The organism is Streptosporangium sp. NPDC087985 (assembly GCF_044741965.1).
GTDB lineage: Bacteria > Actinomycetota > Actinomycetes > Streptosporangiales > Streptosporangiaceae > Streptosporangium.
The window spans coordinates 1-12,753 of record NZ_JBIUTQ010000040.1 but is presented as its reverse complement, the minus strand read 5'-3'; the positions used below and the strand labels follow the sequence as shown (position 1 = coordinate 12,753).

9 protein-coding genes are annotated in these 12,753 nt (G+C 64.9%); 4 read left to right on the top strand and 5 right to left on the bottom strand.

Annotated elements, in window-relative coordinates; translation table 11 throughout:
• Positions 1-465: 465 nt before the first annotated feature.
• The gene (locus tag ACIN94_RS32250; RefSeq protein ID WP_400714640.1) at positions 466-1,116 is read right to left on the bottom strand and encodes an HAD family hydrolase; all 651 of its coding nucleotides are present in this window, start codon (positions 1,114-1,116) and stop codon (positions 466-468) included.
• 916 nt (positions 1,117-2,032) lie between these two features.
• On the opposite strand from ACIN94_RS32250, the gene ACIN94_RS32245 reads away from it, so the two are divergent.
• Complete coding sequence (locus ACIN94_RS32245; protein ID WP_400714637.1) at positions 2,033-2,743, top strand: NYN domain-containing protein; 711 nt, start codon at positions 2,033-2,035, stop codon at positions 2,741-2,743.
• A 1,931-nt stretch (positions 2,744-4,674) separates the two neighbouring features.
• On the top strand, positions 4,675-4,857 hold the full coding sequence (locus tag ACIN94_RS32240) for a hypothetical protein (protein ID WP_400714634.1): 183 nt from the start codon (positions 4,675-4,677) through the stop codon (positions 4,855-4,857).
• A 173-nt stretch (positions 4,858-5,030) separates the two neighbouring features.
• Here the strand turns inward: ACIN94_RS32240 and ACIN94_RS32235 are convergent, their stop codons facing one another.
• Entirely contained in the window at positions 5,031-6,092 is a 1,062-nt protein-coding gene (locus ACIN94_RS32235) for an IS110 family transposase (RefSeq protein WP_400714631.1), read from the bottom strand.
• Positions 6,093-6,390: 298 nt separating this feature from the next.
• Between ACIN94_RS32235 and ACIN94_RS32230 the strand changes: the two genes are divergently transcribed.
• Positions 6,391-7,437: an IS110 family transposase gene (locus ACIN94_RS32230; protein WP_400714628.1), complete on the top strand. Its 1,047-nt coding sequence runs from the start codon at positions 6,391-6,393 to the stop codon at positions 7,435-7,437.
• An 873-nt stretch (positions 7,438-8,310) separates the two neighbouring features.
• Here the strand turns inward: ACIN94_RS32230 and ACIN94_RS32225 are convergent.
• Genes ACIN94_RS32225 through ACIN94_RS32215 form a run of 3 tightly spaced genes read right to left on the bottom strand, consistent with a single transcriptional unit; the run spans position 8,311 to position 11,610 of the window.
• On the bottom strand, positions 8,311-8,976 hold the full coding sequence (locus tag ACIN94_RS32225; protein WP_400714625.1) for a response regulator: 666 nt from the start codon (positions 8,974-8,976) through the stop codon (positions 8,311-8,313).
• On the bottom strand, positions 8,973-10,853 hold the full coding sequence (locus ACIN94_RS32220) for a sensor histidine kinase (RefSeq protein WP_400714622.1): 1,881 nt from the start codon (positions 10,851-10,853) through the stop codon (positions 8,973-8,975). The genes ACIN94_RS32225 and ACIN94_RS32220 overlap by 4 nt, the downstream gene beginning before the upstream one ends.
• A gap of 40 nt (positions 10,854-10,893) precedes the next feature.
• Complete coding sequence (locus ACIN94_RS32215) at positions 10,894-11,610, bottom strand: hypothetical protein (RefSeq protein ID WP_400714619.1); 717 nt, start codon at positions 11,608-11,610, stop codon at positions 10,894-10,896.
• A gap of 503 nt (positions 11,611-12,113) precedes the next feature.
• Between ACIN94_RS32215 and ACIN94_RS32210 the strand changes: the two genes are divergently transcribed.
• Positions 12,114-12,428, top strand: coding sequence for a hypothetical protein (locus tag ACIN94_RS32210; RefSeq protein ID WP_400714616.1), 315 nt, complete (start codon positions 12,114-12,116; stop codon positions 12,426-12,428).
• Positions 12,429-12,753: the final 325 nt, after the last annotated feature.

Here is a 12,753-nt window from a genome sequence, read left to right as displayed (position 1 = left end):
CAGCAGAAACCCATTCCGCAGACACTTACCGCTTAACCTGCAGAAACAGGATCACGCGGAGATCAACTCATACACCACTTCGCTGGACGTGACCCGCCCACGCCGCACGCCCGTGCGGCGGGCGGGCGTGGGGCCGTGGTGCGGCGGCGCGCCACGCCGCCGTCTTGATACCCACAAGAACAATTCGGCAAGGTCGTTCGGGAGGCTGCGACGCTCGGAGTAGCCAGGTGCCCTCATGGTGACGTACGGCGGGCTAGATGGACATGCGACCGAGCATCCACGGACGCAGGGCTAAATGACAAGTTGAGTGTCTGATTGCAAAGGGGAGCCGGTCACCACCTGGGGAGCTCCTCGGCCTGCTCAAGCGTGTGATGGTGGATGTTGACGTGAGGGGTTGTGCGGCCCTGTTGCTGTACTTCCGTGCTGTACGGCACGCCTCCTCGGGGCTACGGCACAGCCGCTCGATCACTGCTCGGCGTGCAGGATCTCCAGGGCCTGGAGCACGTCAGTGACGACATAATCAGCGTCGTGATCGTGGTCGGGCCACGTGCCTCGGTCGACCCAGATCGTACGCAGACCGGCTGCGTGTCCTCCGCCGATGTCGGCAACGAGGTGGTCACCGACCATCCATCCCCCGTCGGCAAGAACCACGCCACAGCGCTTGGCCGCGACCTCGAACAGACCGATGTCGGGCTTACGGATACCTTCGAGTCCCGAGAGCGCGTAGGCGTCGACGGCCTCGGCCAGCCCTGTCCGCTGAATCTTGCCGAGTTGATTGTCCGCGGTGCCGTTGGTGACGATCGCCACCTTCCAGCCGGATGCGCGGAGTCGAGACAGCCCGTCCATCACCTCGGGTTGACAGTGGACGAGGTACGGCATGCGCTCGCGGTAGCGGCTCCATAGCTCGTCAACCGGCTCGGGCACGGCGAAACGGTCCCGGACCTTGCTGAAGAAGACTTCACGGTGCGGGTAGCCGGCTCGATCTAGAGAGAGCAGCCAGTCGGTCGCCTCGTGTTCTAAATCGTGTTGCTCGGCGAACTCCCCAGCCCATACCTGGAACGCCTCGTCCAGGTTGACGAGCGTGTTGTCCAGGTCGAAGAGCGCGAGCCTCTGCACGGCACCCCACCTTATGAGGAAACGTCTGATCCTGAGACACCCGCATTAGGAGAGCGGTGGTCACACGGCTGGCGGATGCACTGTGACCTGCGCAAAGGCCCCGCGCAGCACGCACCGCTTGAAAGATCATCCCGCACATGTCCCGCACCTGTCGAGGTCGGCCCCCACGTCACTCGGTGGCAAGGCCCGACGGAGTAGGGTCGCAGTCGATCGCCCCACCCCGCACGGTGGGTGCCAAGCCAGCGATTGTCACGGCCTCAACCTTGATCACTTGATCCGTATGGTAGGGCAGGCCCGTCGTGGGTGACATGGCCTGTCGCTCCACCTGTAGGTCCAGGCCGCCCTTCTGACGCGATGGCGTGATACGACTTTGCTGTACAGCTCTCGGGCGACGCTCTGGAAGCCTGATCCGTGACCTCACTTGGGTGGCCTGGAACCCATACCCCATGCCGCCACGGAGCTCAGCCGCACCTTCCACGGCATAGGGCCATACTCTCCAGTGCCCGTTACGAAGTAGCCATCCTTTAGGTATAGATAATGTTCATCATGGTCAATCACTGCGCCTTCGGGTGTTAGATTCCCAGACGCACCAAATACCCCCTTCAAGATGGCGTGCGCCGTCGCGCCTCCCTCGCCCGCCTCGGCGATGCCTGTAAACCATTCTTCGTGCCACTGGGCTGGACTAACTAGCAGACCGCGAAGCAAACCCCCTGGAAGCACTAGCCATAGTCCCAGCGATCCCTTAGTAGCACTAACTAGGACTTCAAGAGACATAAGGGTAGAATCACCCCCTTGCCTGCCTCGTGGGATTGGATAGTCTTGACTCTCATCGCTCCACGGAGTGATTTCCGACTCGTGTGGCATAGAACCTCCCACTCTCGCTGGGGCACGCAGCATACGGCAAAGGAGGATTCAAATGAAGCCCTCGGTAGTAGGCATGGTGGATGCTGGATTTCTTACACGATCTATTTCTGGGGCGCTTCAAATTCCTGTCGGCGAAGTGCATGTTGAAGGCGAGGAGCTGACATCGTGGTTTCTCGTAGCCGCTAACCGAATGAATAACAGCCTTCTGCGATGCTATTGGTACGACGGTCAATACCCCGAAGGGGCTGCGCTTAGAAGTCGCCAGCGCGCCGAGCTGGATAAGCTGGAAGAGTGTGCAGGAATTCAGCTCAGACTAGGACACCTCCAGTCGCTACCTTTTGAGCACAAGGAGCAATTAAGGGCGGCCGCTAGCACAGCCGGCATAGACTACAGCAATCTCATGAAGCACTTCAATCTCGAAACGAGATACACACAAAAGGGCGTCGACACCCTTATCGTTCTAGACATGCTTCGATTTGTGCAACAGGGCATGACCAAGAGGATCGTCCTTGTTGCGGGAGACAGGGACCTGGCGGAAGCAGTTCGAGAAATCCAAAACTTGGGCGCAACTATAATACTTGCCTACCCCCAAGGCGCCCCCGTTGCCAAAGAGTTGGGCAACCTTGCCGACGAGAAAGTCGTCTGGAGCGAGGACCTTCTACGGCGACTTATTTCGAAGCGTGGTGATCGCATAGTTGACTTGATTGACAAGGTGCGCAGCGAAACCGAGTTGCTCACTGCGGCCAACGAGGCCCGCGATTAATCGAGAAACCTGGATGCCGCTCGGGGTTGTCCACAAAGACGTGCAGCACGTAATCCTGATCACCTCGTTCGCTGCCGACCCGCTGGGGCCGGGGACGGAGTGTGCGGTTCACGACCCCCGCCACACGGGCGTAAGCCTCCCTCGACCTTCGACCTCTGTGTGCCACCGCACACTGTCAGAGAGATCGTCGGCCACTCGGACATTGTGGTCACGATGACGATCTACGCCCATTCATCGCTCAAGGACAGACGAGCGCAACCCGACCACTTCATTACGAGTTAGAACACGATCATCCAAAACTGTCCACGGCTGACTTCCGGGCCTGGTTGGGCGGGCTCTACGGGGCCTCTCAGCCCATGACCGTCCAGAGCCGTCCGGATCCGTTGCTAGCATCCGCGTTAGCAAGATCGCCGTTCGTGCTGTCAGGAGACCTGGGCTAACTACTGCTCCGCTTGCAGGATCGCCATCGCCTGGAGCGCGTCAGCAACGGCATGATCAGCACCGTGATCGCGGTCGACCCAGATTGTACGCAGACGCGCTGCGCGCCCTCCGCCGGTGATGTCAGTGCTCGTCCGTCAAGCGTTAGATCTTCATCGAGTCGCCCCAGGTCGGGGAAGCTGCCAGCCGCGTTTCAGTATGTAGGCAAAATTTCCGCCTATGCGACAATTCGAGCCCTCTCCTGCGGGATATTGGCGAAAGTGGCGAATCACTCCGAGAACCATGTCCATGTGAATCTCTTGGGCACAGCCCCGAGCTTAGACATGAAGCCGTCGATACCATCGGCCGGTGGAGGGTTCATCAGTCTCGTGAGCTCCGGAGCGCACACATCCCACAAAACCTCCCGAATTTCAAATGGAGGAATACCTACATTTTCAGTGATCGTCTTGTAAGGGCCATCTTTACTATCAGGGTATTCCCCCAAACGATGCCTGGGAGTATAGTTGGTGAGAAAGGTTTGTGTAACCGTTTTTATGGCAATGTTAGAGCGATTCTCATAAAAGGCCTGGACTTCGACGCACTTGTTATCGGCGCTTTGATTGTGCCATTCCTTTAATGCAACTTTACCTTGCGGTCGCGGCTTGCTCGCCTGAGAGGGTGTCACTCGCGGTGGTTTTGGGCGAGGACTCGTTGCCACGACGCGAGGAGGTCTGGGTCTCACAACTTGAGAGGATAGGACAGTGGGAGTAGCTGTAATGGTGATAGTTACGGCGGAGGACGGTAGCGCTGTCGGGGTTCTGTTGAGCCAGAGCTGCGTGCTGACCAGAGCCACAGCGATGAGGAGCGATATAGACAGCCCCAAAACTGCCGCCCTAGCAAGATCGTTCATATAAACCAGGCTCGCTCTCACATCTTAAGTAACTGCGCGAAACGTTCGGCTCACATCAGATCGAGATAAAGCTGGTCAGTGTTACTTCGCCGAGGCGGAAGCCACGAGCCATGTCACGAACTTCAACCTTGGAGCCCTTCATTACTTGTGAACGGCACTGTCCTGGTCGGAGGGCTCGCGCCCTGGTCGGGCGGTAGATGCGGGTCGGTGGCATGTGATCGTGTAAGGCGGTGTTGCTGTATGAGCTGTTGTACAGCACTTCCCTGCGGAGCTGCGTCCTGGCCGCTCGGTCACCGCTCGGCGTGCAGGATCCCTATGGCCTGGAGCACGCCGGTAACGATATGGTCCGTGTCGGCTATCACGGAATTCCCCTGGCGTGTCACCCTGCGATCTTCGGTACTCATGCCTGTCTACCTGGCTCAATGCGGAGGTCTCGCCGAAGCAGGTCGCCGAGTGGGTGGGTAACAGCGTGGAAGTCCTGCACCTCACCTATGAGAAATGCCTCGTGGGTCACGACGAGATCGCCATGCGCCGGATCAGCGACGTACTGGGCGGAAATGGCAATATTAGCGTACATTGAGACCGCGAGAGTTGGAGGCCAGCAGTGGGACAGAGAGTCATCCGGACATCTCCCGAGTGGGAAAAGAAGAGCAACCAGAAGTCTGAAGGGATCGGAGGGAAGCACCCGAAGAAGCTGGCCAAGCGGATGAAGTTTGTTCCCCCGGGCTTCCTGCCGATGAGGCCGAAGAGCGAGATGGTTGATGATCCGCCCCCGAAGAAGCGGTAGACCCCGGAGCGCGGGAACGCATTGGGAAGAGTCAGCCGGAGTCAACAGATCACAGCCGGACACCGGCAACTGATCATAGATGCGAAAAAGCCCGGGTCATCGCGGTGAGGACCTAGGCTTTCGCCTTGTGCGGCCGGAGGTACTCGAAGCCCCAACCTTCTGACGCTCCTATGTCAAGCGACTGCTTGGTGGGTATGCGTCGGGGCGATGTCCCGGGCTTCGATGTCGGCGATCATGACGCGATAGACCACGTCTGACAGGTGTCGTTTGAGGACGCGCAGGCCGCCTTTGGTGGTGTCGTGGCAGGTTTGCCGGCGGCGTTCCAGCAGTTGGCGGGCGCCGGGGTGGCATCGGCTCTGGGTGAGGGCGATGCGGTGGAGGGCCGCGTTGAGCTGCCGGTTTCCGGCGCGGTTGAGCCGATAGACCTCGGTCTTGCCACTCCAGACCGGTATCGGGGCGGTGCCGTTATGCCGAGCAAAAGCGGCGGTGGTCCGGAAACGGCGAATGTCACCGATCTCTCCCAGGAGCTTGGCAGCAGTCAACACGCTGACACCGGTCACGGTCAGGAGCCCGGTCGCAAGAGGCTCGACCAGCGCCTTGAGCTCGGCTTCGACGGCGTTGGCCTGCGTCGACAGCAGGTCGATATGAGTCAGTTGGGCACAGGCGATCCGACGGGAGGTGCTCTCGGGCAGCGCGGCGAGCTGGGCGGCCAGCCGGACGCGCGTGGCGCTGTGTGCCAAGGTACGTCGAGCAGGTGCGAGATCGGGGGCCAGGTCGTGGAGCATCCAGCGGAACCGGTTGATCACCCGGGTACGTTCCTTGATCAGCGCGTCGCGGTGATCGACCAGCAGCCGGATCGGGCGGGTGTGCTCATCCAGCACCGCCAGCGGCAGATCGGCTCTCTCGCGCAGGGCCAGGCGGGCGATGGCCAGCGCGTCGATCGGGTCGGACTTGCCGTGCTCACGGCCGCCGCGGCGTTCTGCGGCCATCATCTTGGGCGGTACGGGAATCACCTTCTCGCCGGCGGCCAGCAGGTCGCGGACCAGATTGCCGGCCACATGCCGGACGTCTTCCACTGCCCAGACCCGATCGGCGGTGAGCTTGCCCGCCCAGACCAGCAGCTGCAGATGCCCCTCCCGCCGGGCGGCGACGGTCCGTTCTGCCTTCCTGCGGCCCAGTTCATCCACCGCCACCGCGGTGTGGGTCTGCTTGTGCGGGTCGATGCCGAACACCATCATGGAGATGTCTCCGTTCTTTGGGGGACATCCGGGCCGGGCGGCCGACATATCTCAATCGAGGGATCTACCAGGCTCCTGACTTATTGAATGAGGCCAGATGCCGGGGTCTGCAGCCCTAGCGTTCAGGGTGCCGGTCGGCGCAGGTTCGCAGGCTTCTTGCCGCCCTGGTGGTTGGCTCATTGATAGCGTGCCACGCCGCCGGCACCCGCCGTGGTGTGGCTCGACAGAGGCATGATCTGCTCAATTCTTCAAGTCAGGGTGCCCGCCACGGCACGATCCGAAGTCGTCGGCCACCGTGGAGCCCTCTGTGATCACCATCGGAATCGACCCGCACAAGTCCTCACTCACCGCCGTGGCCGTCGACGCCGCCGGCCACCCGATCAGCCAGCGCCGCTTCACCGTCAACTCCGGCACCCTCCGCCAGCTCACCACCTGGGCCGCGGCATGGCCCGAGCGCCGATTCGCCGTCGAAGGCGCCAACGGCCTCGGCCGCGGCATCGCCCAGCAGCTGTCCGCCGTCGGCGAGCACGTACTGGATGTCCCGGCGACGTTGTCGGTGCGCGCCCGCCTGCTGAGCACCGGCGGCGGACGCAAGAGCGACCCAGCCGACGCGCTCAGCGTCGCGCAGGTCGCCCTCTACCGGCGCGACCTGCGCGTCGTCACTTGCGAAGACCAGAACACCATCTTGCGGCTGCTGTCGGAACGGCGTGACGACCTGGCTCATGAGCGAACCCGTATCCTCAACCGCCTACATGGGCTGCTGCGCGAGCTGGTCCCCGGCGGCGCGGCTACCGGCCTGTCTGCAGAAAAGGCCGCCGCCCTGCTGCGCACTGTCCGTCCCACCACCGCCACTCAGGCCCTGCGACGTGATCTGGCTCGCGACCTCCTTGCTGATCTGCGGCGCATCGACCAGCGGCTCAAGGACAACGAAGCACAATCGCGGGACGCGCTGGCCGCTGCGGGCAGCACGTTGACCGAGATTCACGGCGTCGGTGTCGTCCTGGCCGCCAAGATCCTCGGCCATGTCGGTGACGTCACGCGGTTTCGCACCGCGGATCGGTTCGCCAGCTACACCGGCACCGCACCGCTGGATGCCTCTAGCGGTGATCAAATCCGGCACCGGCTCAACACCGGCGGCAACCGGCAACTCAACTCAGCCCTGCACACCATTGCCGTGTGCCAGGCCCGTGATCCCGGCCCCGGACACGTCTACTACCAGCGGAAAATCACCGAGAAGAAGACCCCCGCCGAAGCCCGCCGCGCACTCAAACGACGACTGTCCAACGTGATCTACCGACGCATCCGAAAAGATCAACAACGAGTCGCAACGGCAGCCGCTTGACACACAGAGGCGCTATCAAGTCACGCCGCTCAGCCCGGATAAAGCCGGTGTTCAGGGCTCGTGGACACGTCAGAAGCAAGCCATCACGGCAGATCCGTAGTGAGTCACCCGAGCCCCTCCTCCGACAATGAGTGTGCGCCGGCGCTTGGCACTGTCAACGTCGTTCGTCCTCGCTGCGCTGCGGGCGCTCCACGTTGACCGCGCACTCGCTCCAGCAGATCGACGGCGTCGAGGAGAAGGTTCGACAAAGGAATGGACCTTTCCGTCCCCTCCCGTCAGCCAGCTCGCTGCGGAAGTAAGACTCAGCCTGACATTGAGATCCGTAGCAAGGTCAAGGTCGTCCAGAACCGTCCATCGCTGTCTCGCGTGCCTGATCAGACGGGGTCGACGAGGTCCGGGAGTCCAGGCGTGTCCATGGTCGTCCAGAACCGTTGTTAGCATCCGCGTTAGCAAGATCACTGTTCGTGCCGTCCGGAGACCTGGGCCGGCTACCGCTCTGCTTGCAGGATCTCCATCGCCTGGAGCACATCAGTAACGACACGATCAGCACCGTAGCGGGCCTGATCGTTGCCGACATCGGCACGCGAGGCATGTCGAGTCGACGGCCGAGGGCGTCCAACATGGCAGCGGTCATGCGCTCAGGTTCGTGGCCCGACATCAAGCCGATTCGTGTGCGCAGTCCGGCGGCCAGTTTGCCCAGCTCACCGAGAGCGGAATGCCAGCATGACCGTCCGTTTTTCAGGCTTGACGCTCGCCCTGCAGCCCTCCTGAAGACGGGGCGTACAAGTTCGTCACCAGTGCCTCGTGTACGGCTGCGTTGGTGGAAGTTGCCGTCAGGGTTGCCGTCGCCATTCATCGGGGAACAACCTGAGCTCAGGGGAGGCCGATCTGGGGTGCGTCCGTTCGTCCAAGCCGGCGCTCGTCTCCTCTGCGCATGAGCCGAGCGGCGTCGTGCCGGTCCTCGGCCTGGAGCTTGAGCACAACGTTGGAGACGTAGTTGGCCACCGTCTTGCTTGACAGCCCGAGGCGTTCGGCGATGATCGGGTTCGGCAGCCCCTGGGCGAGCAGGCGGGCGATCGCCCGTTCCCGTTCGGTGAGCGACTGGTAGCCGGACGGCTCGTCGTCCATGGCCGGTGCCTCCAGGCTCGGCAGCGGAACCCCCGGCCCGAGCATCGTCGCCCCGGACTCGGCGGCCCGGATCGCCGCGATGATCTGTGCCGGTAACGCGTCCTTGGTGACGAACCCGGCGGCGCCGGCCTCGAGGGCGCGGTGCACGGTCACACCATCGTTGTACATCGTGATGACCACGACACGGACCTCGGGGTGCCGAGCGGTGATCTGGGCGGTGACCGTGATGCCCGACATATCTGGGAGTCCGAGGTCCATGAGCACGACGTCCGGTGCCACGGCGTCGACGACGGCAACCGCCTCTGCGGCGCTGGCGGCCTCCCCGGCGACCTGCAGGCCGGACGCCTTCAGGAGCGCGGCGAGTCCGCGGCGGAAGACGGGGTGGTCGTCGACGATGACGACGCGAGTCATGAGGTCACCTCCTCGACGGGCCGGGGTTGCGGGGCAACGTGCGGGGTCGGGCCGGAAGGCAACGACACGTGGACCCTAGCGCCGCCCCCCGGTGCGGCACTGAAGAACGCCGCCCCGCCGAGCTCGTGGGCGCGCTCCCGCATCGACGCGAGCCCGATCCCCTTCCCACGGCCTGTCACGGCGGGGAAGCCGACTCCGTCGTCGGTGACCGTGATCTCGAGGGCATCCTCCACAAGGGCGAGACGTACGGTGCACTCGGTGGCGCGGGCGTGACGCCGTACGTTGGAGACGGCCTCCTGGACGATCCGCAGGGCGGCGATCTCGACCGCGGCGGGCAGCACGAGCCGGTCCGCGGGCGCGTCGATCCGGACCCGCAGACCGCCGCCCGCCCGCTGCACCCGCGCCCGCACCGTGGCGACCAGGCCCTCGTCGTCGAGGATCGGTGGTCGAAGGTCGTGGGTCAGCTCGCGGGCCTGTGCCATCGCCGAGTTGACATCCTTGACCAGCGTGTCGGCCACCGCGGCGGCCTCCGGGTCGCCGTCCCTGACGAGGGCGGCGACGGCCGCCGCTGACAGGCCCAGGCCGGCAAGGGTGGGGGCGAGGTCGTCGTGGATGTCGTGGCGCAGCGCCTTACGCTCCTCGGCGCGCAGCCGGACGACCCGCGAGCGCGCTTCGCTGAGTTCGGCGAGGGCCCTGGCGCCGTGCAGCGCGGGGGCGGCATGCAGGGCCAGCCGCCGAAGCACGGCGGTGTCGCGCCGGGTGAGCGACGTCTCACCGCGCCGGGGCGAAACGACCAGGGTCGCCAGATGCTCGTCCTGGTAGATCACGGGAATCGCGAACTCCCGGTCGCCGACCGTCCGCAACCGCGCCCGCAGGACTCCGTCCCCTCGCAGCTCGGCGCCGTCGAGGAAGAGCGCGTCGACGACGGCTCGCAGGACCACGGCGGGGATCCGGGCCGCGTCCGGCTCCTCGGCCAGCGCCCGGCCCAGATCTCGTACGGCACGGCCCGGGTCCGGCCGGCCCCGGTAGACCAACCAGTCCGCTGCGGCGCCCGCGAACCGCGCGGCCGCGACCGCTGCGGCGGCGCCCGCCAGCGCGCCGATCCGACCGGCGACCGGTGCCTCGGCGCCCAAGGCTTCGAGCGCCGTCGTCGTCGCCCAGTACGGGATGCCCACCGCGGCGAGGAGCATGAGGCCGGAGACGACGACGCGCAACGCGACGTCGACATCGAGGAGCCGAGGCCGCAGGAGTCCGATCAGGAGTCCGACAGGGATGGGCAGCACGACCAAGATGCCGAGCGCGTGCACCAGTGCCGGGCTGTCATCCTCGATGGTCGTCCCCATGCCGGCGAGGAGACCCATGCACCCGCTGAAGGTGACGAGCATCGACAGCACCACCCAGCGCACGCTCTCCCGCTCGGCGGTGGTGGCCCGCCGCCGGTAGCGGTAGACCTGGCCGGTGAGCAGGAGAAAAGTCGCCCAGCCGACCGCCCGCCACCACGGCTCCTCCATCACCGTGCCTTTGGTGACGATGGCCACCACGCCGAACCCGGCGAGCGTCAGGGCCGGTACGGCGAGCCAGCGTGGCGTGAACCTCCCGTCGGGGTACGTGCCGAGCAGCACCGGCAGGGCGACGAAGCTCGCGCCCAGCACCACCGGGGCGATGCTCTCGCCCTGGGCCGCCGGGTTCAACACGTCGAAGGCAAAGGTGAGGCTCCAGGCGACCGACACGACCGCGAGGGCGCTCGCCACGATGGCGAACCTCGGCTCGGACCTCCTGCGTCGCACCGCGGTGGCCCCCAGGATCACGACCATGGGCCACACGACCACGTGCCACGCGATCAGGGTGAATAGAAGGGCAATCTCCCCTGGCCTCATGAGATGAGCCTGCCAGGCGCGGGCGGGGCCGCCAATGGGCTCACCGGCTCCGGCGCAGCATCGACACCCCGACGACGATGAACGCGGGCGCCGTCGCAAGGACACCGAACGGCTGGGACAGCGCAAGAATCGGCACGAGGCACACCGCCGCGGCGATCAGGGCGACCACCGCCGCGGGCAGCCCGATCACGCCCGCCCGGCGTCCCGTCCGCCCCAGGCCAATCAGCCAGCCGGCGGACGCGACAGCGGTCAGAGCGAGCCCCCCGGCGATCACGACGCTGCCCATATGAAGTGCCACCCGCATGGTCGGCTCGTCCGCCCCGATCTCGGCCATGGCGCGGGCCACCGAGCTGTAGAGGCCGATGCTGAGCCCTGCCAGCAGGAGCCACCCGCAGGCGGCGACGATCCCCAGGACGTGCGCCACGCCCCACCACGGCGAGGCGTCTCGGGCACCGGTGCGCACGAGGCGGCCGACTCCGAGCACTGCGGCCAGCAGACCGATGCCGATACCGGTGAAGATTGCCCCCTGCACCGGGCCCTGCCAGAAAACATCCGCGATCTCCGTGGGCGAGAGGAACACGTCCTCGGGGCCGGAACTGGTCGCCTCCATCCCGGCTACCAGGATGGGCTGGAGGAGGTAGCAGGCGCCGCTTAGCGCCGCCCCCCAACCCGCGAACCGGTACAGCTTCCGACGGTCGACAGTGCCGGAGACGGAGGGGGTGGGCTCGGCGGACTGCGAGCGAGAGACGGAGGTCATGTCGCGCTCCTTCTGCTTGCGTGCTGCTTGGTGTACTGATTGACACTCCAATCAGTAGGAGCACGACTTCCCGGGAAGGAAGTGAGAGGCATTCCCAGGAAGCGTGGGACGCCCTCAGCCGACAGCGGTAGGCATCCCGCCGGCTCTTGAAGAGCAACGGCGGCATCGACTGACCTCGCTCGGCTCGATCAAGGATGCGTCGCCAGGGTTCGACCAGCTTGCGCCTGACCATGACGCGACGTGGGTCTGGTTCGGGATTCAGCTGGCCAACCTTGTCCTCGCCATGACGCTGCTCATCGCGGCCGTGTGGTACTTGACCCCTGCCCTCGGCGACGCGGGCAAGACGTTCATCGACCTCATGAACGAGGACCTCGTACACGTCTACGGATTCATGCTGCCCGGGGCGTTCACGCCATACATCGGCAATATCGTGCTCGCCGTCGCCGTATGGCGCGCTCGCAGCGTGCCGCGGTGGGTGCCGCGCGCCCGAACTCCTGGCGCAAGTGCGCGCCGCCGACGACCTCTTCTTCGACTCGGTGAGCCAAGTGCGCCTGCTGCGCTGGCGGAACGCCCGGATCGTACTCCTCGGCGACGCCGCGTCCTGCGTGTCGCTGTTCGGAGACAGCTCCACCATGGCCATGGCGGGGGCGTTCACCCTCGCCGAGGAACTGGCCGCCGGTCCGAACGACCCCGAGTCGGCCTTCCGCCGTACGAGGCCGCCCATCAGCGCCTGGTCGACTCCAAGTAGCGGAACATCGGACAGGCGTCGGCGCTCATGGTCCCTGCGACGCGGGGCGGCACCCGGGCGCGGAACCTGACGACCCGCCTGTGGCCCGCCGTGGCCACCGCCGCCCAGCTGAAGCGCACCTTCCGCGCGGTATAGGTCTAGGGGCAGCCCGAACACCCACACCGCCTCGGGTTTGGCGTCAGCGTCAGTGCGTTCCAGGCGGCTGGCGGACGGGGGCTGTTGTCGTCAGCGCTGTCGTCAAGCCCAAAGAAAAACGCCCCGTCCGAGATCGGAACGGGGCGTTCTTGTTGGTCAGTTGAGGTGGTCAGGGGCGGGGTCGAACCGCCGACCTTCCGCTTTTCAGTCTTTGATGTGGCTGCGCGCACGCCCTGCGGGCGTGAAAATCGGGGGTGGTT

What these genes read in the sequence shown, in the direction of transcription:
- ACIN94_RS32245 (WP_400714637.1), top strand. Translation starts at nt 2,033, where the DNA reads ATGAAGCCCTCGGTAGTAGGCATGGTGGATGCTGGATTTCTTACACGA.
- ACIN94_RS32235 (WP_400714631.1), bottom strand. Translation starts at nt 6,092, where the DNA reads ATGGTGTTCGGCATCGACCCGCACAAGCAGACCCACACCGCGGTGGCG.
- ACIN94_RS32225 (WP_400714625.1), bottom strand. Translation starts at nt 8,976, where the DNA reads ATGACTCGCGTCGTCATCGTCGACGACCACCCCGTCTTCCGCCGCGGA.
- ACIN94_RS32220 (WP_400714622.1), bottom strand. Translation starts at nt 10,853, where the DNA reads ATGAGGCCAGGGGAGATTGCCCTTCTATTCACCCTGATCGCGTGGCAC.
- ACIN94_RS32215 (WP_400714619.1), bottom strand. Translation starts at nt 11,610, where the DNA reads ATGACCTCCGTCTCTCGCTCGCAGTCCGCCGAGCCCACCCCCTCCGTC.